Source organism: Micromonospora mirobrigensis (genome assembly GCF_900091555.1).
Classification (GTDB): Bacteria; Actinomycetota; Actinomycetes; order Mycobacteriales; family Micromonosporaceae; genus Micromonospora; species Micromonospora mirobrigensis.
Window position 1 is genome coordinate 238,841 of the sequence record NZ_FMCX01000001.1, and the last position, 25,329, is coordinate 264,169.

Annotated in this window: 19 protein-coding genes; 8 read left to right on the forward strand and 11 right to left on the reverse strand. The window is 74.4% G+C overall.

Translation table 11 applies throughout. The features are described from left to right. Positions 1–3: 3 nt before the first annotated feature. The gene (locus GA0070564_RS01105; RefSeq protein WP_091604318.1) at positions 4–930 is read right to left on the reverse strand and encodes a 2-hydroxyacid dehydrogenase; all 927 of its coding nucleotides are present in this window, start codon (positions 928–930) and stop codon (positions 4–6) included. Between the two features lie 194 nt (positions 931–1,124). Here GA0070564_RS01105 and GA0070564_RS01110 point away from each other — a divergent pair, with 194 nt between their 5' ends. The 3 genes from GA0070564_RS01110 (at position 1,125) to GA0070564_RS01120 (ending at position 5,884) form a co-directional block, all read left to right on the forward strand. Then, on the forward strand, positions 1,125–2,948 hold the full coding sequence (locus tag GA0070564_RS01110) for a SpoIIE family protein phosphatase (RefSeq protein WP_091601268.1): 1,824 nt from the start codon (positions 1,125–1,127) through the stop codon (positions 2,946–2,948). Positions 2,949–2,994: 46 nt separating this feature from the next. Then, complete coding sequence (locus GA0070564_RS01115) at positions 2,995–4,170, forward strand: PQQ-dependent sugar dehydrogenase (RefSeq protein ID WP_091601270.1); 1,176 nt, start codon at positions 2,995–2,997, stop codon at positions 4,168–4,170. Positions 4,171–4,255: 85 nt separating this feature from the next. Next, positions 4,256–5,884 carry a metallophosphoesterase gene (locus GA0070564_RS01120; protein WP_091601272.1) on the forward strand — a complete coding sequence of 543 codons (1,629 nt, stop codon included), beginning with the start codon at positions 4,256–4,258 and terminating at the stop codon, positions 5,882–5,884. Positions 5,885–6,290: 406 nt separating this feature from the next. On the opposite strand, the gene GA0070564_RS01125 is transcribed toward GA0070564_RS01120, so the two are convergent. Together GA0070564_RS01125 and gatB are read right to left on the reverse strand one after the other, a co-directional pair. Then, a complete protein-coding gene (locus tag GA0070564_RS01125) occupies positions 6,291–8,648 on the reverse strand; it encodes a transketolase-like TK C-terminal-containing protein (protein WP_091601274.1) in 2,358 nt (785 codons plus the stop codon). 108 nt (positions 8,649–8,756) lie between these two features. Beyond that, positions 8,757–10,250, reverse strand: a complete 1,494-nt coding sequence (gene gatB, locus GA0070564_RS01130; protein ID WP_091601275.1) for an Asp-tRNA(Asn)/Glu-tRNA(Gln) amidotransferase subunit GatB — start codon at positions 10,248–10,250, stop codon at positions 8,757–8,759. Positions 10,251–10,390: 140 nt separating this feature from the next. On the opposite strand from gatB, the gene GA0070564_RS01135 reads away from it, so the two are divergent. Further along, a complete protein-coding gene (locus tag GA0070564_RS01135; protein ID WP_141714681.1) occupies positions 10,391–10,963 on the forward strand; it encodes a hypothetical protein in 573 nt (190 codons plus the stop codon). A gap of 29 nt (positions 10,964–10,992) precedes the next feature. Continuing rightward, entirely contained in the window at positions 10,993–11,568 is a 576-nt protein-coding gene (locus tag GA0070564_RS01140) for a hypothetical protein (RefSeq protein WP_091601280.1), read from the forward strand. Positions 11,569–11,654: 86 nt separating this feature from the next. On the opposite strand, the gene gatA is transcribed toward GA0070564_RS01140, so the two are convergent. From gatA to ligA, 4 genes are all read right to left on the reverse strand, one after another. Then, positions 11,655–13,130, reverse strand: coding sequence for an Asp-tRNA(Asn)/Glu-tRNA(Gln) amidotransferase subunit GatA (gene gatA / locus GA0070564_RS01145; protein WP_091601282.1), 1,476 nt, complete (start codon positions 13,128–13,130; stop codon positions 11,655–11,657). After that, the gene (gatC, locus tag GA0070564_RS01150) at positions 13,127–13,432 is read right to left on the reverse strand and encodes an Asp-tRNA(Asn)/Glu-tRNA(Gln) amidotransferase subunit GatC (RefSeq protein WP_088970168.1); all 306 of its coding nucleotides are present in this window, start codon (positions 13,430–13,432) and stop codon (positions 13,127–13,129) included. The genes gatA and gatC overlap by 4 nt, the downstream gene beginning before the upstream one ends. A 187-nt stretch (positions 13,433–13,619) precedes the next feature. Next, positions 13,620–16,082 carry a putative bifunctional diguanylate cyclase/phosphodiesterase gene (locus GA0070564_RS01155; RefSeq protein ID WP_091601284.1) on the reverse strand — a complete coding sequence of 821 codons (2,463 nt, stop codon included), beginning with the start codon at positions 16,080–16,082 and terminating at the stop codon, positions 13,620–13,622. A 149-nt stretch (positions 16,083–16,231) separates the two neighbouring features. Continuing rightward, on the reverse strand, positions 16,232–18,367 hold the full coding sequence (ligA, locus tag GA0070564_RS01160) for an NAD-dependent DNA ligase LigA (RefSeq protein ID WP_091604321.1): 2,136 nt from the start codon (positions 18,365–18,367) through the stop codon (positions 16,232–16,234). Between the two features lie 156 nt (positions 18,368–18,523). On the opposite strand from ligA, the gene GA0070564_RS01165 reads away from it, so the two are divergent. Then, positions 18,524–19,045, forward strand: a complete 522-nt coding sequence (locus tag GA0070564_RS01165) for a type II toxin-antitoxin system PemK/MazF family toxin (protein ID WP_091601286.1) — start codon at positions 18,524–18,526, stop codon at positions 19,043–19,045. Positions 19,046–19,059: 14 nt separating this feature from the next. Here the strand turns inward: GA0070564_RS01165 and GA0070564_RS01170 are convergent, their stop codons facing one another. Genes GA0070564_RS01170 through mnmA form a run of 4 tightly spaced genes read right to left on the reverse strand, consistent with a single transcriptional unit; the run spans position 19,060 to position 22,636 of the window. Beyond that, positions 19,060–20,061: an ADP-ribosylglycohydrolase family protein gene (locus GA0070564_RS01170; protein WP_091604324.1), complete on the reverse strand. Its 1,002-nt coding sequence runs from the start codon at positions 20,059–20,061 to the stop codon at positions 19,060–19,062. Between the two features lie 52 nt (positions 20,062–20,113). Continuing rightward, entirely contained in the window at positions 20,114–20,482 is a 369-nt protein-coding gene (locus tag GA0070564_RS01175; RefSeq protein ID WP_176730519.1) for a VOC family protein, read from the reverse strand. Positions 20,483–20,525: 43 nt separating this feature from the next. After that, positions 20,526–21,530, reverse strand: coding sequence for a methionine synthase (locus GA0070564_RS01180; RefSeq protein WP_091601288.1), 1,005 nt, complete (start codon positions 21,528–21,530; stop codon positions 20,526–20,528). Positions 21,531–21,562: 32 nt separating this feature from the next. Beyond that, entirely contained in the window at positions 21,563–22,636 is a 1,074-nt protein-coding gene (gene mnmA, locus GA0070564_RS01185; protein ID WP_091604330.1) for a tRNA 2-thiouridine(34) synthase MnmA, read from the reverse strand. Between the two features lie 268 nt (positions 22,637–22,904). On the opposite strand from mnmA, the gene GA0070564_RS01190 reads away from it, so the two are divergent. Both GA0070564_RS01190 and GA0070564_RS01195 read left to right on the forward strand, forming a co-directional pair. Continuing rightward, the gene (locus GA0070564_RS01190; protein WP_091601290.1) at positions 22,905–23,810 is read left to right on the forward strand and encodes a CDP-diacylglycerol diphosphatase; all 906 of its coding nucleotides are present in this window, start codon (positions 22,905–22,907) and stop codon (positions 23,808–23,810) included. A gap of 31 nt (positions 23,811–23,841) precedes the next feature. Beyond that, on the forward strand, positions 23,842–25,302 hold the full coding sequence (locus GA0070564_RS01195; RefSeq protein WP_218104865.1) for an amidase: 1,461 nt from the start codon (positions 23,842–23,844) through the stop codon (positions 25,300–25,302). The last annotated feature ends 27 nt before the right edge of the window (positions 25,303–25,329 follow it).

Here is a 25,329-nt window from a genome sequence, read left to right on the forward strand (position 1 = left end):
GGGTCAGTAGCCGTCGGTGACCACGTTCTCCAGCGGCTCGCCCGCGACGAAGCGGCGCAGCTGGGCGCCCACCAGCCGGTACGCCCGCGGCAGCAGTCCCCGCACCGAACCCGCCACGTGCGGGGTGAGCAGCACGTTCGGCAGCTCCCACAGGGGGTGGTCGGCCGGCAGCGGCTCCGGGTCGGTGACATCCAGGGCGGCGTGCAGCCGACCGGTGCGGGCCTCGGCCACCAGCGCCTCCGTCCGGGCCACCGGACCTCGGGCGGCGTTCACCAGCAGCGCGCCGTCCGGCATCGCGGCGAGGAACGCCTCGTCGACGAGACCCCGGGTCCGGTCGGTCAGCGGCACGAGCAGCACCACCACGTCCGCGTCGGGCAACAGCCGGGGCAACTCGTCGACCCCGTGCACCCCCACGCCCGGCCGGGCGGTCCGGGCGACCAGGGTGAAGTCGACCTCGAACGGGGTGAGCCGGGCCTGGACCGCCCGGCCGATCGACCCGGCGCCGAGGATGAGCACCCGCTTGCCGGCCAGCTCGTCGGTGGGGGCGACCTCGTCGTACGCCCAGTCGCGGCGGGCCTGCGCCCGGGCCATCGCGGGGAACCCGCGCAGGTGGGCGAGGATCGCGGTGACCACCCACTCGGCCGTGGCGGAGTCGTGCACGCCTCGCGCGTCGCAGAGCGTGGCCCCCGCCGGCACCCGGTCGACCCAGGCGTCGGCGCCGGCCGAGAGCAGCTGCACGACCTCCAGGGCCGGCAGCCGGTCCAGCAGCCCGGTCACGTCACCGGCGGACAGGAACGGCGGAACCCAGAACCGCACCCCCGCCGGGTCGGACGGGAGCCGGGCCGGGTCGGCGAGGCACTCCACGACGACGTCGGTGGGCAGCTCGCCCAACAGGTCACGGCCGGTCTCGTGCGGGATCCACACCTTCACGATCGCCGACGATAGCGGCAGGCGGCCCCGGCCGCCCGACGGCATCCCCGCGGCGTACGCCGATCGGCCGCCCGGCCGGCGCGGGCGGTGATCGTCGTTACGGCGTCACGCCTCGGGCGTGGCGGGCGGTCGGCGGGTATAACGAAGAATCGGAGCGCCGTCCGGGGGCTCCCCGGCGCGCGGACAGGTGGTCAATGAACGGCGGCTCTCCCGACCGCGCGGCCGGATCACCCCGGATCGTGTCGGCGGCGCTGTCCGACCCGGCGCGGTTACGGTCCCTCGCGGAGACCGGGCTGGACAATCGGGCCGACGAGGCGTTCGAGCGGTTCGCCCGGCTGGTCAGCGACCTGCTGGAGGTGCCCGTCGCGCTGGTGTCGCTGGTCGACCGGGACCGGCAGTTCTTCCCGGGCGCGATCGGGTTGCCCGAGCCGTGGGCGGGGCGGCGGCAGACCCCGCTCAGCCACTCCTTCTGCCAGCACGTCGTCGACATCGAGGTGCCGATGGTGCTGCCGGACTCCCGGCTCCACCCCCGGGTCCGGGACAATCTCGCCATCGCCGACCTCGGCGTCGTGGCGTACGCGGGCATGCCCCTGACCGACCTCGCCGGACGGGTCCTCGGTTCGCTCTGCGCGATCGACAGCAAGCCCCGGGCCTGGACGGCCCGGCAGCTGCGGACGCTGGCCGACCTGGCCGCCGCCTGTTCCTCGGAGCTGCGGCTGCGGATCGCCCTCGACGGCGCGCAGGACGCCCGCCGGCAGACCGAGGAGGCGCACGGGCGGCTGACCATGCTCGCCGGGATGAGCGAGACCCTCGGCGGGACGCTGGACGTGAACACCTCGGTGGACCGGCTGGGTCACGCGATGGTGCCGCTGCTGGCCGACTGGTGCCTGGTGACGCTGGTCGACCGGGCCGGGGAGCCGCGCACCGTCTCGGCCGTGCACCGGGACCCGGCCCGGGCCGCCGACGCCGCCCGGTTCGCCGACCTGATGACCAGGCACCTCGGGCCCCGTTCGATCACCCGGTCGGTGCTGCGCACCGGGCAGCCGGTGCTGGTCGTCAAGGGCACCGTCGCCGACATCGAGGAGGGCAGCACCACACCCGAGATGCCGGTGCTGGCCGACCGGCTCGGCATCGCCTCGCACCTGAGCGTCCCCATCACCGCCGCCGGCCGAGGCGCGGTGATCGGCTGCATCACCCTGGTGAACGGGCCCGACCGGCGGCCGTTCGACGACGGCGACCTGCACACCGCGCTGGACATCGGCCGCCGCGCCGGGCAGGCCGTCGGCAACAGCTGGATGTACGGCGAGCAGCGGCACGTCGCCGAGGTGCTCCAGCACAGCATGCTGCCCACCCTGCCCCGGCCACCGGGCGTGGAGCTGGCGGCCCGTTATCAGCCGGTCGCCGACCGGGTGGAGGTCGGCGGTGACTGGTACGACGCCTTCGTCCAGCCCGACGGCGACCTGATCGTCGCGATCGGCGACGTCGCCGGGCACGACATCGAGGCCGCGGCGACCATGGGTCAGCTGCGCAACATGGTCCGGGGCAACGCCTTCGGCCGGCCCGACCCGGTGGCCGGGCTGCTGACCCACCTGGACGAGGCGATCCGGGGGCTGCGGATCCCGACGGTCGCCACCGCCGTGCTGGCCCGGCTGCGTCGCGCCGACCCGGGGGGCCTGACCCTCGACTGGTGCAACGCCGGGCACCCGCCGCCGCTGCTGGTGCGGGTCGGCGGTGCGGTGGAGGTCCTCGACGGACCGCGGGAGCCGCTGCTCGGCCTCGCCCGCCCGACCCGCCGCACCGGCCGGGAGACGTCGCTGGCGTCCGGCGACACGCTGCTGCTCTACACCGACGGGCTGGTCGAACGGCGGGACCGACCGCTGGACGAGGGGCTGGAGGAGCTGGTCGACCGGCTCACCGGCGGCGACCGGCTCACCGTCGACGAGCTCTGTGACCGGCTGGTCACCGCGGTGCACAACCGGGAGGACGACATCGCGTTGCTCGCCGTCCGCGCCCACTGACTCCGCTCGACCCGTCGCGGCGCCGCGGCGGGCTAGGCTGGGCCGGGTGAGCGCCCGTCCCCCGTACCCCCGCACCGGCCGCCGCCGCGCGGCGCTGGCGGCGTCGTGCGCGACGCTGCTGCTGGCGACCACCGGATGCAGCTTCGGTCCACCCGGGCCGGACCCGGCCGGCGAGCCGCCCTCCTTCCCCACCCCGTCCGTCTCGGCCGCTCCTGGCGGCGCCGGGCAGGAGGTCGTCACCACCGTGCTGGCCAAGGGGCTGCGGGTGCCCTGGGGGATCGCCTTCCTGCCCGACGGCGGCGCCCTGGTCACCGAGCGGGACGGCGGCCGGGTGCTCAAGGTGGGGCCCGACTCCGGGCCCGACGGGCTGAAGATCACCGTGGCGCAGACCCTGCCGGAGGTGACGCCGGCCGGCGAGGGTGGGTTGCTCGGCATCGCCGTCTCACCGACGTACGCCAAGGACCGCGCGGTCTTCGCCTACCTGACCGGCCGGGACGACAACCGGATCGTGAAGTTCACGCTCGGCGGCAGACCGACGCCGGTGCTCACCGGCATCCCGAAGGCGGGCAACCACAACGGCGGTGGACTCGGCTTCGGCCCCGACGGCTACCTCTACGCCAGCACCGGCGACGCGGGCGAGCGCGCCTCCGCGCAGGACCCGAAGGCGCTGTCCGGCAAGATCCTGCGGATCACCGCGCAGGGCCGGCCGGCGCCGGGCAACCCGTTCCCCGGCTCACCCGTCTGGTCGCTGGGCCACCGCAACGTGCAGGGCTTCGCGTGGGACGCCGGTAAGCGGATGTACGCCGTGGAGTTCGGGCAGAACACCTGGGACGAGATCAACCAGATCGTCAAGGGCGGCAACTACGGCTGGCCGCAGGTCGAGGGGCAGGCCGGTGACCGCCGCTACCGCGACCCGGTGGTGCAGTGGCGCACCTCGGAGGCGTCCTGCTCGGGGCTGGCCGCCGCGCAGCGGCTGCTGGTCACCGCCTGCCTGCGCGGGCAGCGGCTCTGGCTGGTCGAGCTGACCGACACCGGTACGGTGCTCGGCCAGCCCCGGGAGCTGCTGACCAACAGGTACGGCCGGCTGCGGGCGGCGGCGACCGCCCCGGACGGCTCGGTCTGGGTGAGCACCTCGAACCACGACGGGCGGGGCGAGCCGGCGCCGGAGGACGACCGGCTCCTGCGGCTGGTCTTCGGCGGCGGTGGCGCCGGGCGCAGCTGACCCGAACCACCGCCACCACCCGGGCGAACGGTCAACATCCCTCAGGTTTGCCAAGATCCTTCGCCGGGCAGGTCAGAATCTCAGCATGGACGGTCAGGAGAACGAGCGGCACAGCACCGGCGGCGAGGACGCCCCGGCGACCGGGAACGACCGGCGCCGACCCCGCCTGCCGGGACGTACCGGACGGCTGAGGGAAAACCCCCGCCTCCGGCGGATCGGGCTGGCCCTGGCCGTCCTGGCGGTCGCCCTCATCGGGGTGGTCGGCGGCACGTACGCCGGCGGGCACGTCGGCACCGACATCGGGCCGTTCCGGGCCGAGCTGAGCCTGCGGCCCGCCCTCACCGGCGGGACGACAGTCGACATCCCGCCGCTCGGCGCGCTGATCCTGAACAGCCACGACGGGCCGACCCACCTCACCGTGGAGCTGGGCGCGCTGGACCAGCGCCGCACCGAGGCGCTGATCGACGACCCGGCCAGCATCAGCCGGGCCAGCCAGTCCGCCGTCCAGGACGTCCGGGCCGGGGTGATGCGGCTGGGGCTGCGTACCCTCGGCTGGTCGGTGCTGGCGACGCTGGTCCTCGCGGCGCTGGTCTTCCGCAACGTCCGGCGGACCGCCTGGGCGGGCGGGGTGGCCCTGGCGGTCACCGCCGGCACCCTCGGCCTGGCCGCCGGCACCATCCGGCCGCAGGCGATCGAGGAGCCCCGGTACGAGGGCCTGCTGGTCAACGCGCCCGCGATCGTCGGCGACGCCCGGCGGATCGCCAACGACTACACCAAGTACTCCGAGCAGCTCCAGCGGCTGGTCGGCAACGTCAGCCAGCTCTACACCACCGTCTCCGCGTTGCCGGTCTACGAGCCGGCCCCCGGCACCACCCGGGTGCTGCACGTCTCCGACATGCACCTGAACCCCACCGGCTGGCAGCTGATCCGGACGGTGGTGGAGCAGTTCGGCATCAACGTGGTGATCGACACCGGGGACATCACCGACTGGGGCAGCGAGCCGGAGGCGTCCTTCGTCGGCTCCATCGGCCTGCTCAAGAAGCCGTACGTCTACATCCGCGGCAACCACGACTCGCCCCGGACGGCCGCGGCGGTGGCCCAGCAGCCGAACGCGATCGTGCTGAACAACTCGACCACCACCATCGACGGGCTGACCATCGCCGGCATCGGCGACCCCCGGTTCACCCCAGACAAGAACACCTCGCCGGCCGGCAGCGGCCTGACCAAGGCGGTCGCCGACCAGGTGATCGGCGTGGGTGAGCAGCTCGCCGCCACGGTGAGCAGGTCACCGAACCCGGTGAACATCGCGCTGGTGCACGACCCGGCCTCGGCCGGCCCGCTCTCCGGCACCTGCCCGCTGGTGCTCTCCGGGCACACCCACGCCCGGCAGGTCTCCAAGCTGCCCCAACTGCCCGGCAAGGAGCCGACCACGCTGATGGTGGAGGGCTCCACCGGCGGGGCCGGCCTGCGCGGCCTGGAGGGCGAGAAGCCCACCCCGCTGTCGATGACGGTGCTCTACTTCGACCAGCAGAAGCTGCTCCAGGCGTACGACGACATCACCGTGGGCGGCACCGGGCAGTCCCAGGTCAACCTGGAACGGCACGTGATCCGGGACCCGGCGAAGGGCGACCAGGTGCCGGTCACCCCGACCCCGACCCGCGGCGGCCCGGAGTCCCCGACCCCGACCTCCGCCAGCCCCACCAGCACCGGCTGACCGGGCGACCGGGCGACCGGATCGGGCGACCGCCGCCCCCGGCGCGGCCGGTCGGCACCGACATCTGCGCGCCGGACGACGGCCACGGGAGCGCCGCCGGCAGTCACCTTCAGCGACGAAGACTCTCCCTCAAGGCAGGTCCCCTCCCGCCTTTGCTCTGCTTAACCATGCGCAACAGGCACATAGCGTCACCTTTCACGGCGGTCGACCCACCGGGAGCGACCGGGCAGAGCCACAGCTCAGCGCGGTGTTGCGTGGGTTGCAGCAGAGCAAAGGCGGGCCGGGGTGACGGCGGTCCTGGAATGGCAATCACCGTAGGTCACACGGGGGCGCTCAACACGGCGTGGAGCCATCGTCATCCTGCTGGTCGTCCGGCGTCACCCGCCGGACGACCACGGGATTCGGTTCAGCGCAGCGCGAGCGCGGCCAGGGCCGCGTTGACGATGCTGCCGGGAAGCAGGTCGTGCAGCTCGTAGAGCTCCTGCACGCTGCCGGACTGGCCGAACTCGTCCACCCCCAGCGGCACCGCCGGAGCTCCCACCGCCGACCCGAGCCAGGCCATCGCGTGCGACGCGGCGTCGTGCACCGACACCACCGGCACCCGGTCGGCGAAGGCCGACCGCAGCGCGCCCGGCACGCTCGGCACGGTCGCCGTCCGCACCCCCTGGCGCAGCGTCCGCTGCCAGGCCCGGTAGAGCCGGTCCAGGCTGGTCACGTCGACCACGTGCGCGGCGACGCCCTCCTCCGCCAGCTCCGCGGCGGCCGCCAGGACCTCCGGCAGCACCGCGCCGGAGGCGGCGAGCTGCACGACCGGGGCGTCCGCGAGGTGCGGGTACGCCTCGTGCGCGTCGACCAGCCGGTAGGCCCCCGCCACCACCTGCCGGCGCAGCACCGCGTCACCGATCCGGGCCCGGGCCGCCTCGAACGGCGCCTGGTCGATCGGGCGGGTGCTGAGCCGGAAGTAGTACGCCCCGTCCTCGGCCGGCGCGGCGGTCGTCGCCGGGGCCGACCCCTGCGCGATCTGGCCGAGCGCGTCGCAGAGCAGCCAGTCCAGGCTGCCGGCGTACGCGGGCTCGACGAAGGTCACCCCGGGCAGCTCCAACCCGACCGACGCGGTGATCGTCGACTGGTGGGCGCCGCCCTCCGGGGCCAGGGTGATGCCCGACGGGGTGCCGGCCACCACGAACCGGGAGCCGGAGTAGGTGCCGTACAGGAACGCGTCCAGGCCACGCAGCACGAACGGGTCGTAGACGGTGCCCACCGGCAGCAGCGGCTGCCCGGACAGGTCCCACGACAGGCCGAGCTGGCCGAGCAGCAGGAACAGGTTCATCTCGGAGATGCCCAGCTCGATGTGCTGCCCGGCGGGGCTCTCCGTCCAGCGCAGCATCCGGTCCTCGGTCCAGGACCGCCGCTCGGTGGGGGCGAACACCCCGGTCTTGTTGATGAACCCGGCCAGGTTGGTGGAGGTGGCCACGTCCGGCGCGGTGGTCACCAGGTAGGGGGCGACCTTCGGGTCTCGGGCCAGGTCGACCAGCACCCGCCCGAAGACCTCCTGGGTGGAGACCGGCTTGTTGGCGCGTACCTTCGTGGTCTCCGGGACGGTGACCCCCAGCGCCCGCTCGCGGGGCGCGCGGGACAGCGCCTCCCGGCGGGCGCCGGCCCGGATGCCGGCCTCCGACGCCGGGTCGAGCCGGTCCCACTCGGTCTCCGGGGTCAGGCCCAGCTCCGCGCGGAACGCGTCGACCTGCTCGGTGGTGAGCAGCGCCGAGTGGTTGCGTGGATTGCCGGCGATCGGCAGACCCCAACCCTTGACCGTGTACGCGAAGACCACGCTGGGCCGGTCGGTGACCGCGTCGCACTGGGCGTACGCGTCGAGCATCGCCTGCGGGTCGTGCCCGCCCAGGTCGGTGACGAGCGGGCCCAGCTCGTCGTCGCCGATGCCCTCCACGAAGGCGCCCACCTCGGCCGGCGCACCGTCCAGGAACTGCTTGCGCAGGGCCGGCCCGGCCAGCCCGAACAGCGACTGGTACTGCTCGTTGGGCATCCGGTCGATCCAGTCGCGCAGCACGTCGCCACCCGGCCGGGCGTACGCCTGCGCGAGCTTGCGGCCGTACTTGACCTCCACCACGTGCCAGCCGGCGGCCTCGAACTGGCCGCGCCACTGGTTGATCCGGATGCCCGGGACCACCCGGTCCAGCGACTGGCGGTTGAAGTCGACCAGCCACATCACGTTGCCCAGCCCGGTGGTGGCCGGGTCGGCGACCGCCTCCCAGATGTTCCCCTCGTCCAGCTCGGCGTCGCCGATCAGGGCGACGAAGCGCGAGTGCGGACGCTCGCCGAAGTGCGCGTCGACGTAGCGGCGGGTGACCGCGGCGAAGAGCGGCGCGGCGGCGCCCAGGCCGACCGAACCGGTGGAGAAGTCCACCTCGTCGGGGTCCTTGGTCCGCGACGGGTACGACTGGAGCCCGCCGCGCGCCCGCAGCTTCGGCAGGTACGACCGGTCCAGGTTGCCCAGCAGGTATTGAATCGCGTGGAAGACCGGCGAGGCGTGCGGCTTGACCGCGACCCGGTCCTCGGCGTCCAGGTGCTCGAACCAGAGCGCCGTCATCGCGGTGACCAGCGAGGCGCTGGACGCCTGGTGGCCGCCGACCTTCACCCCGTCACCGGTGTCCCGGTCGTGGTTGGCCGCGTCGACGATGCGGGTGGCGAGCCAGAGCACGCGGCGCTGGATCTCGTCGAGGACGTCGAGGTCGTGCTGGTTCACGGTGACTCCATCCGGGCGTCGCCGTTGACGCCCTGTGCGCGGGGGTGGGGCGTTAGGAAGGGCCCCTTCCTATGCACGAGGCGTTAAGAAGGGGCCCTTCCTTTCACGTCAGGCGCCGAGGCGCTCCAGGATCAGGTCGCGGACGGTCTTGGCGTCGGCCTGGCCGCGGGTGGTCTTCATGACCGCGCCGACCAGGGCGCCGGCCGCCGCGACCTTGCCGCTGCGGACCTTGTCGGCGACGCCCGGGTTGGCGGCGATCGCCTCGTCCACGGCGGCGGTGAGCGCGCCGGTGTCGGAGACCACCTCCAGGCCCCGGCTGGTCATGATCTCGGTCGGCGAACCCTCGCCGGCCACCACGCCCTCCAGGACGGAACGGGCCAGCTTGTCGTTGAGCTTGCCCGCGTCCACCAGCCCCTGGAGCTCGGCGACCTGGGCCGGGGTGGCGCCGACGTCGGCCAGCTCCACGCCGGTCTCGTTGGCCCGGCGGGACAGCTCACCGAGCCACCACTTGCGGGCCGCGGCCGGGGTGGCGCCGGCGGCCACCGTGGCCTCGATCAGCTCGACGGCGCCGGCGTTGAGCACCGACTGCATGTCCAGCTCGGACAGGCCCCACTCCTGCTGGAGGCGGCGGCGGTGCAGCCGCGGCAGCTCCGGCAGGGCGGCCTTCAGCTCGGCCACCCAGGCGGCGTCCGGGGCGAGCGGGACCAGGTCCGGCTCCGGGAAGTAGCGGTAGTCGGTGGCGGTCTCCTTGGACCGGCCCGGCCGGGTGTCCCCGGTGTCCTCCTGGAAGTGCCGGGTCTCCTGGGTGATCCGGCCGCCGGCGTCGAGCACCGACGCCTGGCGCAGCATCTCCGAGCGGACCGCCCGCTCGACCGACCGCAGCGAGTTGACGTTCTTGGTCTCGGTGCGGGTGCCCCACTCCTCGCCCGGCAGGTTCAGCGACGTGTTGACGTCGCAGCGCAGCGAGCCCTCCTCCATCCGGACGTCGGAGACGCCCAGCGAGCGGATCACGTCCCGCAGCTCGGTGACGTACGCCCGGGCCACCTCCGGCGCGAGCGCGCCGGTGCCGGGGACCGGCTTGGTGACGATCTCCACCAGCGGGATGCCGGCCCGGTTGTAGTCGACCAGCGACTCGGTCGCGCCGTGGATGCGGCCGGTGGCGCCACCGACGTGCAGCGTCTTGCCGGTGTCCTCCTCCAGGTGCACCCGCTCGATGCCGATCCGGACCAGCTCGCCGTTGACCTCGACGTCCAGGTAGCCGTCGAAGCAGAGCGGCTCGTCGTACTGGCTGATCTGGAAGTTCTTCGGCATGTCCGGGTAGAAGTAGTTCTTCCGGGCGAACCGGCACCATTCGGCGATGGAGCAGTTCAGCGCCAGGCCGATCCGGATGGTCGCCTCGATGGCCGCCTTGTTCGCCACCGGCAGCGAGCCGGGCAGGCCGAGGCAGACCGGGCAGACCCGGGTGTTCGGCTCGCCGCCGAAGTCGGTCGGGCAACCGCACCACATCTTCGTGTTCGTGCCCAGCTCGACGTGGGTCTCCAGGCCGATCACCGGTTCGTAGCGCGCGACGACCTCGTCGTACGCGGGCAGTGTCGTCGTCATCTGAGCTCCAGGCGCGATCCGGACAGAACCTGTCCAGCCTAATGGGGTTGCCGGCCCCCGCTTCCCCCGGGTTTGCCGGTCCCGCCCGCGTGGCGCCGCGCGGGGCCCTGCCGGTGGCGTCGCCCCGCTACCGTGCGGCCATGACGAAGCCCCGGCGCCGGCTCGACCGACGCACCGTGCTGGTCGCCGTGGGGCTGGCGGTCGGCCTGCCCGCCGCGGTGGTGGCCCTCATGGCGCTCGACGGGCGCGAGGTCGGCGGCCCGGGCCTGCTGACCACCTTCCTGCTCACCCTGATGCCGGCGGCACTCGGCACGGCGATCGCCCTGGAGTACGGCCGCCGCCGCCCCGGCCGGCTCGGTCGACCGCCGAAGCCGGGCGACGCCCCGGAGGTGCGGCAGGCACTGGGCGCCGGGCACAGCGACGATCCGCGGGTCGACGCACTGGCCCGCAAGGAGGCGGAGCGCCGGCTGGGCGAACGGTGGATCCTCTGGTTGCTCGGCGCCGGTGTGCTGCTGGAGGTGCTGCTGGTCGTGGGTGCCACCCGCCCGTCCAGCCGGGTGGTCGCTGTGCTGCTCGCCGCGTTCTGGGGCGCCGCGGGTTGGCGGCGGTGGCGGGGGCTGCGGGAGGCCCGCGCCTACCTCGCCGCCCCGGCGCAGGGTGTGGCGGCCACCCCGCCGGTGGAGTCCGCCCCCGAGGCCGAGCACCGCGCGTAGCGCCACCACCGATCGGGTACGGATCGACCGTGACGAACGCGGGGGACCACTTTTCCGAGCCGGACCGGGCCGCGCTGCTCGCCGACGGTCACCGCCGGCAGCGCCGGCTCGACCTGTACGTGCTCTCCGCCCTGCTGGTGCTCGGAGTCGCGGCCGGAGCCACCGCGCTGCTCGCCGGGGACGGCACCGTCGACCGGGACGAGCTCTGGCCGGTGTTCCTGGTGATGCTGGTCCCGCCGCTGGTAGGCGTGGTGGTCGCCCTCGTCTTCGGCCGCCGGATCACCAGGCGGCTGCCGCCTCAGACCGGGGCCGACCCGGCGACCATGCGCCGGGCGAAGCGGGCGCTACGCGACGGGCACACCGACGACCCGAGGGTCGACGCGCTGGCCCGCGACATGGCGACCCGAATCCTCGCCCAGGGCTGGCTGCTCTGGGTCGGCGTGCTGCTCCTGCTCACCCAGGGCTCGCGGTTGGCCCTCGACGACGACCTCTTCGTCCGGGTGACCGGGGCGGTCGGCGCGCTGGCCGCGCTGTTCCTCATCTGGGTGCACCTCCACGGCCGGCGACGCGCCCGCACCTACCTCGCCGGGCGACGCGACGGCTGACGCCGGCCGTTGCCTCCCGGCGGCTCCCGTAGCCGGAAAGGCAGCCGGCGCCGACGGAGGTCTCCGTCGGCGCCGGCTCGCGGGGGTTACAGCGCGGGCGGGGTGAGCGTGCCCACCGCCGACTCCAGCGCGGCCGCCACCCGGTACATCCGGTCGTCGGCCATCGTCGGGGCCATCACCTGCAGCCCCACCGGCAGCCCGTCGGCCAGCCCGCACGGCACCGAGATGCCCGGGCCGCCGTACAGGTTGGTGGGGATGGTGAACAGGTCCGCCAGATACATCTGGTACGGGTCCGAGGTGCGCGCGCCCATCTCGAACGCCACGAACGGGGTGGTCGGCGAGATCAGCGCGTCGACCCGCTCGAACGCGGCGGTGAAGTCCCGGGTGATCAGGGTCCGGACCTTCTGCGCCTGCCCGTAGTAGGCGTCGTAGTAGCCCGAGGAGAGCGCGTACGTGCCGAGCATGATCCGCCGCTTGACCTCGGGGCCGAAGCCCACGTCGCGGGTCAGCGACATGACCTCCTCCAGCGACCGGTTCCCGTCGTCGCCCTCGCGCAGGCCGAACCGCACCCCGTCGAAGCGGGCCAGGTTGGACGAGCACTCGCTCGGGGCGATGAGGTAGTACGCCGGCAGCGCGTAGGAGAAGTTCGGGCAGGAGACCTCGACGATCTCGGCGCCCAGCTTGGTCAGCGTCTCCACCGCCTCGCGGAACGCGGCCAGCACGCCCGGCTCGGCGCCCTCGCCGGAGAACTCCTTGACCACGCCCAGCCGCACACCGGTCAGGTCGCCGGTGGCGCCCAGCTTCGCCGCGGCCACCACGTCCGGCACCGGCGCCGGGATGGAGGTGGAGTCGCGCGGGTCGTGCCCGCCGATCACCTGGTGCAGCAGCGCGGCGTCGAGCACCGTACGCGCGCACGGACCGGGGGTGTCCAGCGACGAGGAGAACGCCACCAGGCCGTACCGGGAGGTGCCGCCGTAGGTGGGCTTCGCGCCGACGGTGCCGGTCACCGCGCCGGGCTGGCGGATCGAGCCGCCGGTGTCCGAACCGATCGCCAGCGGCGCCTCGTACGCGGCCAGCGCCGCCGCGCTGCCACCGCCCGAGCCACCCGGGATCCGGCCCAGGTCCCACGGGTTGTGGGTGGCGCCGTACGCGGAGTATTCGGTGGAGGAGCCCATCGCGAACTCGTCCATGTTGGTCTTGCCGAGCATCACCGTGCCGGCCTCGCGCAACCGAGACACGATCGTCGCGTCGTACGGCGGGCGCCAGCCCTCGAGGATCTTCGACCCGACGGTGGTCGGCACGCCCCTGGTGGTGAGCACGTCCTTGACCGCGACCGGCACGCCGGCCAGCGGGCCGAGCGGCTCACCGGCGGCCCGGCGCTCGTCGACGGCCCGGGCGGCGGCCAGCGCCCCCTCGGTGTCGACGTGCAGGAACGCCCGCACCCGGTCGTCGACCTCGGTGATCCGGTCCAGGTGGGCCCGGGTGACCTCGACCGCGGAGGTCTCGCCACTGGCGACGAGACCGGCGATCTCGGTCGCGGTCTTCCTGATCAGCTCACTCATGACGCCACATCCTCGTCCAGGATCCGCGGGACGCGGAACCGCTGCTCCTCGGCGTCGGGCGCACCCGACAGGGCCTCCTGCGGGGTCAGCCCCGGCACCACCACGTCCTCCCGCAGCACGTTGGTCAGCGGTACGGAGTGGGAGGTCGGCGGGATGTCCGCCGCGGCGACCTCGCCGACCTGCGCGACCGCCTGGAGGATCACGTCGAGCTGGCCGGCGAAGGTGTCCAGCTCCTCCTCGGTGACGGCGAGCCGCGACAGTCGCGCGAGGTGCGCGACCTCCTCGCGGGAGATGGCGGCCATCGGTGCCCCCTTCGTGGCTGTCCTGCTGGGTCCTCGGTCACCCCGGTCGGCGACCGGCCGCCCGGGAGCACCGGCGCGGCGGGTCGGGCGATGACGCGCGGTGACCGGAGCGAGTCTATTGTCCTGCGCTCACGCCGACGCCTCCGACTCCCCCCGTCCGCCCGGGCAGGTGGGGCCCGTCGGGGCGTCAGCGGGCGGGGCGGCGCTGCCGGTCGCCGTCGGCGGTCACCGTGGGGCGCACCGGGCGGTAGCGGGCCAGCCACCCGGTCAGCTCCTGCGCCGGCATCGGCCGGGCGTAGAACCAGCCCTGCGCCACGTCGCAGCCGGCGGCGTGCAGCAGCCGCCAGGTGCGTTCGTCCTCCACGCCCTCGGCGACCACCCGCAGCCCCAGCGCGCCGGCCAGCTCGATCATCGACCGGACGATCGCCGCGTCGTCGGCGTCCTCGGTCATGCCCAGCACGAACGAGCGGTCCACCTTCACCTCCGACAGCGGCAGCCGGCGCAGGTGCTGGAGGGAGGAATATCCGGTGCCGAAGTCGTCCAGGGCGATGCCCACCCCGATCCGGTGCAGCTGGGAGATGGTGGCCAGCACCCGGCGCGGGTCGGCCATCAGCGCGCCCTCGGTGATCTCCACCTGGAGCCGGTCCGGGCGTACGCCGAAGCGGGTCAGCCGGTCGGCGATCTGCTCGGCCACCTCGCCGGTGTGCAGGTCCCGGACGCTGACGTTGAGCGCGGCCCGCAGGTCGGTGCCGGCGGCCTGCCACTTGGCCAACTGCTCGACCACGTCGTCGACCACCCGGCGGGTGAGCAGGCGCATCACCGCGCTCTGCTCGGCGACCTGGATCAGCTCGCCGGGGTCGACCATGCCCCGCTTGGGGTGCCGCCAGCGCAGCAGCGCCTCCACCCCGACCACCTCGCCGGTGGCGATGGCGATCTGCGGCTGGTAGTACATCGTGATCACGCCCGCGCCCGTCGGGTCCGGCTGCCGTTCGGGCTCGCCGGTCCAGGCCGGGCCGGGATGCGGCGGTTGACCGTCGGCGGCGGGCGGAGGGTCCGCCGGCCGGCCCGGTCCGCCCGGCTCGGCCGGGTCCGCCGGCGACTGTGCCCGGCGGCGGATCGGGTCGGCCCCGGTGACGATCCGGTTGATCAGTTCGTCGGAGCCGGCCAGCTCGGCCGGGTCCCGGCGGCGGCGGCCCCACCGCCGGCCCACCGGTCGGCGGGCGGCCGGCAACGGGGCCGGGCCGGCGGGCAGGGCCGCGCCGTCCGAGCCGCGCACCCCGGCCGGCGGCTGCGCACCGGCGACCGGGTGGGTCAGGTCACCGTGCGCCGAGCCGCCGGCCAGCGGGCCGGCCTCCAGCACCCGGCGCAGGTCGGCCAGGAGCGCCAGCCGCTCCGCCGAGTTGTGGTCGGACTCGGCGGCGTAGACGGCGACGGTGTCGTTGCGGTGCTTGGCGTCGTACATCGCCACGTCGGCGTGGCGCATGAGGGTGGCGTAGTCCTCGCCGTGCTCGGGGAAGACCGCGATCCCGATCGACCCGCCGACGTCCAGCGGGAGGCCGTCCAGCTCCACCGGCTCGACCAGCGCCCGGACCGCCCGCTCGGCCAGCTCGCGGGCCTGGTCGGCGCCGGAGAGCCGGGTGCCGACGATGGCGAACTCGTCGCCGCCGAGCCGGGCCACCAGGTCGCCGGGGCCCACCACGGCGGCCAACCGGGCGCTCACCTCGACCAGCAGCCGGTCCCCGACGGCGTGCCCGAGGGCGTCGTTGACGTGCTTGAACCGGTCCAGGTCGATCAGCAGCAGCGCCAGGTGCCCGTCGGGGTCGCCGCGCGCCTCCCGCTCGGCGTGCAGGTGCACCTGCTCGGCCACCTCGGCCAGCAGCGCCTTGCGGTTCGGCAGGCCGGTGAGCGGGTCCAGCGACGCCAGCTCCTCCTGCTCGGCGGAGAGCCGGGCCATCCGGTAGACGGCGAAGAGCGGCACCAGCACCAGCGGGATCAGCACCGCGCTGGCCCGGGCGGCGGTCACCAGCACCGGGGCGAGCAGCAGCAGCGAGCCGGTGGAGAGCAGCTCGTAGGGCAGGCCCTGCCGGACTCCGGGCCACCACCGCTCGCCGAAGCGCAGCCGCACCGCGGTGCTGACCAGGCCGTAGTTGGCGGCGAACCAGGCGAGGGTGGCGCCGCCGACCACCGCGACGTCCGTCCAGTGCAGGCGGCCGCCGTCGAAGAGGCCGCCGGAACCGAGCCGGGTGACCGCGTACGCCGCGCCGAGCGCGACGGCGTACTGGGCGCCGTTGAAGATCGTGCGCCAGGCGGCGTGCCGCATCCGCCAACCGGAGACGGCGACGGCCACGGCCTGCACCGCCACCGCGGGACCAAGCCCCCAGCCGAGCAGGATGGCGAAGGTGAAGCAGGTGGACGGGAAGACCGCCGAGGACTCCCGCCGGCCGGGCGGCACGAACGGACGGGCGTCACAGGCGACGGCGAGCGCCGCCATCGTCCAGAACGCCGCGGGCAGGTCGTCGAGGCGGCCGGGCAGGCCGGCCAGCGGACCGGCGGAGACCAGCACGGCCAGCGCGAGGACCCCGGTCACGAACCCGAAGAACGGCCGGGCCCGACCGGGCGGCACGAAGTTTCGGGGGTCGCCGGCCTCCATCGCACCTCCCGCTCCACGGGGCCCCGGCGGGATGGTCACCCGCCGTGCCCCAATGAAACGCCCTGTGCGGGTGATTTTCCGATGCGACAGTCACGAATCGGTCGTAGTCGTAATTAAGTTGGTATACGCGGCCGGTCCGCCCGGGACGGTCAACCCTCGACGGTGGCCACCTCGCGGGCCGCGTCGGGACCGGCGTCGAGGAGCACCCGGAAGCCGTCCTCGTCGAGCACCGGCACCTTGAGGGTGGCCGCCTTCTCGGCCTTGGAACCCGGGTTGTCCCCCACCACCACGAAGCCGGTCTTCTTGGAGACCGAGCCGCTGACCTTGCCGCCCCGGCTCTGGATCGCCTCGGCGGCCTGGTCCCGGGAGAAGCCGGCGAGCGTGCCGGTCACCACGACCGTCACCCCCTCCAAAGGCCGGGGCCCCTCGTCGACCGCCTCCTCGGCCATCCGTACGCCGGCCCGCCGCCACTTCTCGACCACCTCGCGGTGCCAGTCGACGGCGAACCACTCCTTGATGCTGGCGGCGATGGTCGGGCCGACACCGTCCACCGAGGAGAGCTCCTCCTCGCCGGCCGCCTCGATCGCGTCCATCGAGCGGAAGTGTCGGGCGAGCGCCTGCGCGGCGGTCGGGCCGACGTGCCGGACGGAGAGCGCCACCAGCACCCGCCACAGGTCGCGTTCCCGGGCCACGGCCAGGTTGTCCAGCAGCTTGGTGGCGTTGCTGCCCAGCGTGCCGTCCTTGTTGACGAAGAACGGCGAGGCGGCGAGCTGCTCGGCGGTGAGGCCGAACAGGTCACCCTCGTCCTGGATGATCTGGGCGTCGAGCAGCGCCGCGGCGCCCTTGTAGCCCAGCACCTCGATGTCGAAGGCGCCCCGGCCGGCCAGGTGGAACACCCGCTCGCGCAGCTGCGCGGGACAGCTGCGCGAGTTGGGGCAGCGGATGTCGATGTCGCCGGACTTGGCCGGGGCGAGCGGGGTGCCGCAGGCCGGGCAGGTGGTCGGCATGACGAACGGGCGGGCGTCGGCGGGCCGCAGGTCGACCACCGGGCCGAGCACCTCGGGGATCACGTCGCCGGCCTTGCGCAGCACCACCGTGTCGCCGATCAGCACCCCCTTGCGCTCGACCTCACGGGCGTTGTGCAGGGTGGCCAGGGCGACCGTGGAGCCGGCCACCCGGACCGGTTCGAGGACGGCGAACGGGGTGACCCGGCCGGTCCGCCCGACGTTGACGTCGATGTCGAGCAGCTTGGTGGTCACCTCCTCCGGGGGGTATTTGAAGGCGATCGCCCAGCGGGGCGCCCGGCTGGTCGAGCCGAGCCGGCCCTGGATGGCGACCGGGTCGACCTTGACCACCACACCGTCGATCTCGTGCTCGACGTCGTGCCGGTGCTGGGCGTAGTAGGCGATGTAGTCGGCGACCCCGGCCAGGTCGGGCACCACCCGCACCCGGTCGCTGGTCGGCAGCCCCCACGCCTGCAGCGCCGCGTACGACTGCGACTGGGCCTTGGGCTGGAAGCCGCGGCGGGCACCGATGCCGTGCACCACCAGGCGCAACGGCCGGGAGGCGGTGACCCGCGGGTCCTTCTGCCGCAGGCTGCCGGCGGCGGCGTTGCGCGGGTTGGCGAAGGGCGCCCTGCCCTGCTCGACCAGGCCGGCGTTGAGGTCGGCGAAGGCGGCCACCGGGAAGTAGATCTCGCCGCGCACCTCGAGGAGCTCCGGCACGTCGGGGAACTCGGCGGTGCCGGTCAGCTTCGCCGGCACGTCCCGGATGCTGCGGACGTTGGCGGTGACGTCCTCGCCGGTGCGGCCGTCACCCCGGGTCGCGGCCCGGACCAGCCGGCCCTTGTCGTAGGTGAGGTTGATCGCCAGCCCGTCGACCTTGAGCTCGCACAGGTAGGGCACCGGGCCCCCGGCGTCCCGCTCGACCCGCTCGGCCCAGGCGGCCAGCTCCTCGTCGGCGAAGGCGTTGTCCAGCGAGAGCATCCGCTCGGCGTGGGTGACCGGGGTGAAGTCGGTGGAGAAGGTGCCGCCGACCCGCTGGGTCGGTGAGTCCGGGGTGCGCAGCGCCGGGAACTCCGTCTCCAGCGCCTCCAGCTCGCGCAGCAGCCTGTCGAACTCGGCGTCGGCGATGGTCGGCGCGTCGAGGACGTAGTAGCGGTACTGGTGTTCGGTCAGCTCCTGGCTGAGGGAGGCGTGCCGCTCCCGCGCCTGCGGGGTCGGCTCGGCGCCCGCCGCCGCCTCCTGCGCGGGGCTGACCTGCTGGGGGATGGCTTCTTCGGACACCGCAACCTCCGTGATCACGCTACCGGAGCACCGTATCGGTCGGGTGGGACAACCGGCGGGCCCACCCGCCGCGCCCGCCGGGCGACCGGGCCGCGGGCGTGCGAGGATCGCCGGGCGGTGGCGGCCCGTGCCACCCACGACAGGCGGGGAGTACGCATGCCCGAGTGGCTGCCCTGGGCGCTGGCGATCGTTCTGGCGGTCGCCGCCGGTTGGGCGTGGAACAGCTGGCGGCACCGGGCCGGGCGGGGCGGCACGGGCCCCGCGACCACCCGCCGGCCGGACCGGCCGTCGCGCGGGCCGGGTCGTCAGGGCACACCGCCGCGCCCCCGGGACGCCGAGCCGGCGGAACGCACCGGTCAGACCCCGCGGGCGGGCGAGATCTGGTGGGCCGACGTGCCGTACGAGGACGGCACCGGCTCCAAGGTGCGGCCGTGTCTGGTGCTGCGGGCGGACCGGAGCGGCGCCGACGTTCTCAAGATCACCAGCCAGGACAAGAGCGACCGCGACGACCACGTCCGGATCCCCACCCGGAGCTGGGACGCCGGCGCCGACCACGACAGCTTCCTGGACGTGAGCGAACCCATCCGGGTGAACGCCGCCGCCTTCGCCGACCGGGCCGGCACCTGCGACCCGACGCTCTGGCGTCAGGTCCGCAAGCTGCCCCACCTGGCCTCCTGACCCACCGCGCCCGGTCAGTCCCGGGCGGCGGCCAGGGTGGCGAGCTGGTCGGCGTACTCGATCCGGGTGGCCCACCCGGCGGGCCAGGCCGACATGCCGTGGGCGGCGCCGACGAAGGCGCCGGCCAGTGCGGCGATCGAGTCCGAGTCGCCGGCCGTGGTGGCGCCCCGGGCCAGCGCGCCCACCGGGTCGTCCGGGTGGCGCAGGGCGCAGAGCAGCGCGGTGGCCAGCGCCTCCTCCGCGATCCACCCCTCCCCGGTGAGCCGGCACGGGTCGCCGCCGTCGTCCGGGGCGGCCAGGGCGACGTCGAGCCGGGCCAACGCGTCGAGGCACTCGTCCCAGCCCCGGGCGATGAACTCCTGCGGCGTCGACCCGCCGGGCCGCTGCCACAGGTCGCCGAGCCACTCACCCCGGTAGACCCGGCGCTGCTCCCGCGCCCGGTCGGCGAGGGCGGCGGGCAGGTCGGCCGGTGCCGCGCCGTCGCGCAGCAGCCGCACCGCGTACGCGGTCAGCTCGCTGGCCGCCAGCCCGGTCGGGTGGCCGTGGGTCAGCCCGGCCTGGAGCTGGGCCAGCCCGGCCAGCGTGTCCAGGTCGACGTCGAGCAGGCCGACCGGGGTGACCCGCATGTTGGCCCCGCAGCCCTTGGAACCGGCCACCGTCGCCTCCTGCCAGGGCAGCCCGCGGTCCAGCTCCGCGCAGGCCCGCAGGCAGGTCATGCCCGGCGCGCGGTTGTTGTCCGGGCTGACCGACCAGTCCAGGAAGCGCCGCCGCAGCAGCGGCTCGACGGCCTCCGGCGTGTGCTCCGGCGCGTCGTGCAGCGCCCAGGCAACCGCCAGCGCCATCTGGGTGTCGTCGGTGACCAGGGCGGGCTGCCCGACCAGCTCCCGGGGACCCGTCGGGCCGTACCGGCGGACGATCTCGGCGACGGTCAGGAACTCGGTGGGCTTGCCCAGCGCGTCTCCGTAGGCGAGCCCGAAGAGCGAGCCGGCGGCCCGGCGCGGCGAGGAGTCGATCACGCCCGTGATGATGCCCGGCGCGGTCAACTCCCCGCCCGACCGCCGGCGCCGGTCAGTCCCAGCAGAGACAGAACGGGTGCCCCGACGGGTCGGCGTAGACCCGGAAGCCCTCCCCCTCGCCGGGCAGCCGCCGCGCGCCCAGCTCCAGCGCCTGCTTCTCGGCGGCCTCGATGTCGTCGACGGTGACGTCGATGTGGAACTGTTGCGGCCGCTGCGGGTCCGGCCAGGCCGGCGGTCGCAGGTCGAGCGCCTTCTGGAAGGCGATCCGCGGCAGGTGCCCGGGCGGGCCGCCGAGCACCACCCAGTCGTCACCGTCGGAGTTGTCCTCGACCAACGGCAGCCCGAGCAGCTGGCCGTAGAAGGCCGCCAGGCCGCGCGGATCCGGAGTGTCGATCACCACTGAACGCAGTTTTCCCACCATGCCCGCCATCGTGCCCACAAGGTACGACAGGAAAACCGGTCGATCACTGCTCGGCGAGCCGCCGGCCGGCGTCCCGACAGGCGGCCAGCACCGCCCGGGCGTACGCCGGGGTGACCCCGGCCAGGCCGCAGGCGGGGGTGACCACCACCTGCTCGGGCAGGCGGCGGCGCGGGAAGCCGAGGCGGTCCCAGACCCGGCGTACCCGGTCGGCGACCTCGGCCGAGGTGGGCGGGCGAGCCGGCGGCGGGGTGAGCGTGGGCACAGCCCCGGCGAGCAGCCCGAGCCCGGCGTCCAGCGCCTCGCCGAGCGGATCGAGGTCCCTGACCAGGCTCAGGTCGAGTGCGACGCCCACCGCCCCGGCGGAGCGGAGCAGCTCCAGCGGCACGTCCGGCGCGCAGCAGTGCACCACGGTCGGCACCCCGGCGGCGGTGATCACGGAGCCGATCAGGGCGCGGGCCACCTCCGCGTCGACGGGCCGGTAGGTGCCGAGTCCGCTCTCGGTGGGCACCCGGCCGGCGAGCACCGTCGGCAGCGCCGGCTCGTCCAGCTGGAGCAGCACCGACGCGCGGGGCAGCCGGCGGGTGACCGCCTCGACGTGGGCGCGCAGCCCGTCGGCGAGCGAGCCGGCCAGGTCCCGCACCGCCCCGGGGTCGCGCAACAGCCGGCCGCCGATCGGCAGCTCGACCGCCGCGGCCATGGTGAACGGCCCGGCGGCCTGGATCTTCACCGGTCCGGTGTACTCCTCGGCCTGCTCGGCGAGCTGGTCCAGGTCGCGTTCCAGCAGGTCCCGGGCCCGGCGGAGGTCCCGGCCGGGGCGGGGGGCGATCCGCCAGCGGGCCGCGTACAGCTCGACCGGCAGCTCCACCAGCAGCCCGCCGGTGCGGCCGATCATGTCGGCGCCGGGACCTCGGGCGGGCAGCTCGGGCAGGTGCGGCAGGGCGGGCAGTTCGCCGAGGACGATCCGCTGCGCCTCGGCGATGTCGGTGCCGGGCAGCGAACCGATGCCGGTCGCCGCGCCGGTGGGCCAGGGCCAGGAGTGATCAGTCACGGCCGAAGGGTAGCCGCCCCGGGGCGGGCCGGTCAGCCGGTGATGGTGGCGGAGCCGAGGACCACGTCACCGGCCGGGTCGGGCCGGTACGCCACGATCGCCTGGCCGGCCGCCACCCCGCGCACCGGTCGGCGCAGCCGCGCGCCGAGCCCGTCCGCGGAGAGCTCCACGGTCGCCGGGACCACGTCGCCGTGCGCCCGCAGCTGCACCTCGCACTCGACCGGCGCGGTCGGGCGCTCGCCGCCGGTCCAGACCGGGCGCTGCGCGCGTACCGAGGAGACCTCCAGCGCCTCGGCGGGGCCGACGGTCACGGTGTTGGTCTTCGGGGTGATGGAGAGCACGTAGCGGGGCCGGCCGTCCGGGGCGGGCCGGTCCAGGTGCAGACCGCGCCGCTGGCCGACGGTGTAGGCGTAGGCGCCGGCGTGGCTGCCGACGACGGCGCCGGTGAGCGCGTCGACCACGTCGCCGGGCGCCTCGCCGAGCCGCTGGGCGAGGAAGCCCCGGGTGTCCCCGTCGGCGATGAAGCAGATGTCGTGCGAGTCGGGCTTGTCGGCCACGGCCAGGCCGCGCCGGGCGGCCTCCGCGCGGACCTCGGCCTTGGTGGAGTCGCCGAGCGGGAAGATCGACCGGTCCAGCTGCCCGCGGGTCAGCACCGCCAGCACGTAGGACTGGTCCTTGGGCAGGTCGACGCTGCGCCGCAGCAGGCCGTCGGCGCCGAGCCGGGCGTGGTGGCCGGTGACCACGGCGTCGAAGCCCAGGGCGACCGCCCGGTCCAGCACCGCGGCGAACTTGATCTTCTCGTTGCAGCGCAGGCAGGGATTGGGCGTACGACCGGCCGCGTACTCGGCGACGAAGTCGTCCACGACGTCGGAGTGGAACCGGTCGGCCATGTCCCAGACGTAGAACGGGATGCCGATCACGTCGGCGGCCCGGCGGGCGTCCCGGGAGTCCTCCAGGGTGCAGCAGCCCCGGGCGCCGGTGCGGTAGGTCTGCGGGTTGCGGGCCAGCGCCAGGTGCACGCCGGTCACGTCGTGCCCGGCCTCCACCGCACGCGCCGCAGCCACCGCGGAGTCCACCCCGCCCGACATCGCCGCCAGAACCCTCACGACCACACCCCCTTCACGCCCTGCCCAAGCCTATCCACCCCGGCCGGTCACGCCCTGCCCGCGCACCCCTGGGCGTCGGGAGCCACCCTCCCGGCGGCGGGGGGCCCGGCGACGACACGATCAGGGGATCGCCTTCGACCACCTCGTCACGGGTCTGCCGATTTGTCCTAGTCTGCACATGTTCGTGGCTCACATTCGCGTTTTGCCGGCCCTCGGGCACCTGGAACGCGTCTCATCGGATCACCTGCGGAGATTGGGCGACAACGGGATGAGCAAGGTCGACAGACGGCACTTCGTTCGGCTCTCCGGGGCGGCCGGCGCCGGACTCCTGGGCCTGATGGGGGCGGGCCGGGCACTGGCCGACGGCGGGCCGGACGACGGCGGGCCAGCCCCCGACGTTCCACCGCCGGACCTCGGCGCCCCCGGCGGTCCACCGTCCTGCCCGACCCCCTCCGGGCTGTGCGGCAATCCGAGCGACAGCGGAGCCGGGAACGAACTGTGGGAGCGGGTGCAGGTCTGCACGGGCGCCAGGCCCTCACCGCCGTTCGTCGACTGCCTGACGATGACCTCCACCTACGTCGTGTTGCGCGGCGCTCCCACCAACACCCACAACTACCTGCTGCTCCCCACCTGCCGGGTCAAGGGCATCGAGTGCCCGTGGATCGCCACCACGGCCGCGCCGAACTACTGGCTGGACGCGTGGAACAACGCTCAGGCAGGGCAACCGGGACATGTGGTGTACCCGACCATCGGCCTGGGGATCAACTCGGTCGCCGCCCGGCAGCAGGACCAGCTCCACATCCACCTGGCCGGCATCCACTCGGGCATCCAGACGCAGCTCAACCAGTACGACAGCACGATCACCAACAACCCGTCCCGATGGCGCAACCAGTTCGTCCCGATCCTGGGCGTGTCGGCCTCGCCGGCGGTCTCCCCCTACCGGACGTACCGGGTGCTGCGCGTCGCGACCCTCAACATGAACCTCTTCACGCTCCTGCGCGACCAGGTGGTGCGGCCGACCGGGGCGGCGATGGGTGACCAGATCCTGGCGGTGACCCCCCGGCTGGTCGGTAGCGGCGGGTTCTACGTCCTGAACAGCCAGCTCGCCCTGCCGAACCCGGCCGGCCTGCCCATCGGCACGGCCACTGTCGACTTCCTGCTCGCGTACGCGTGACCGGCCCGATCCGCTCGGACGGAGGTTCCCGGTGACGAACGCGAGCAGGGCCGCCGGCGAGGCCGAGGAGCTGTGCTGGAAGCCCGCGGTGGAGCTGTCGGCGATGGTACGGGCCAGGGACGTGTCGCCCAGCGAGATCGCCGAGGCGTTCATCGACCGCATCGACCGGGTCGACCCCGACCTCAACGCGTTCGTGCACCACGATCCGGAGCAGATCAGGTCGGACGCGAGGCAGCTCACCGACGCGGTCGCCCGGGGCGAGCAGCTCGGCCCGCTGCACGGCGTGCCGTACGCGATCAAGCTGCTGACGTCGATGAAGGGACTGCCGTACAACTCGGGCATGCCGCCCTTCCGCGACCGGGTGGGCGAGGTCGACGCCGCGGTGGTCACCCGGATGCGGCAGGCGGGCGGACTGTTCCTCGGCAAGACCAACGCGCCGGAGGGCGGCTACTACGGCGGGACGGACAACCACCTGTACGGTCCGACCCACAACGCGTGGCGACAGGGCCTGTCGCCGGGCGGGTCCAGCGGCGGTTCCGCGGCGGCGGTGGCGTCGGGGCTCACCCCGATCGCCGAGGGCGCCGACGGCGCCGGGTCGGTACGGATCCCGTCGGCCTTCAACGGGGTGGTCGGGTTCAAGCCGTCCCTCGGCCGGGCGCCGCAGACGTTGCTGCCGTCGAGATACGCCACCTGGTGCTTCCACGGGCCGATCGCCCGGACGGTCACCGATGCCGCTCTCATGCTGGACGTCATCGCCGGCGAGGACGCCAGCGACCCGCTGTCCCTGCCCGACCGCCCGGGCCGGTTCGTGGACGCCCTCGATCGACCGATCGAGGGGCTGCGGGTGGCCTGGTCCCCCGACCTCGGCTACGCCGACGTCGATCCGGAGATCGTCGCGGTCTGCGAGCGCGCGGTGCGGGCGTTCACCGACCTCGGCGCCGTCGTCGAGGAGGCCGACCCGGGTTGGGCGGACCCGGAGCAGGCCATGTGGGAGAGCGTCTGGGTGCCCGGGTTCGCGTGCGAGGTCGACCTGGCCGACTGGGAGTCGCTCCACGGCCAGGTCGACGACGGTTTCATCGAACTCATGCGGCAGGCCGGGGAGCTGCCGGTCGCGCAGTTCGGTCGCGCCGACGCCGCGCGCGGCCTCATGTGGGACCAGTACGCCACGTTCATGCGGCGCTTCGACGTCCTGCTCAGCCCGACGCTGGCGCGGCTGCCCTTCCCGGTAGGGCAGTTCTGCCCCGACGACCTGCTGGGGCAGTCACTGCAACGCCGCATCCTCGGCTGGCTGCTGACCTACCCGTACAACATGCTCGCCACCCCCGCCATCACGGTGCCGGCCGGGTTCACCGGATCGGGCCTGCCGGTGGGGCTCCAGATCGGCGGCGGCCTACACGCCGACGCGCTCGTCCTCAACGTGGCCGCGCAGTTCGAGCGGGCGCGGCCGTGGCACGACAGGCGCCCGGCCCGCGACGGCGCCGCCGGCAGCTGAGCCGGGTCGCCGATCGGAGCGGGCGCG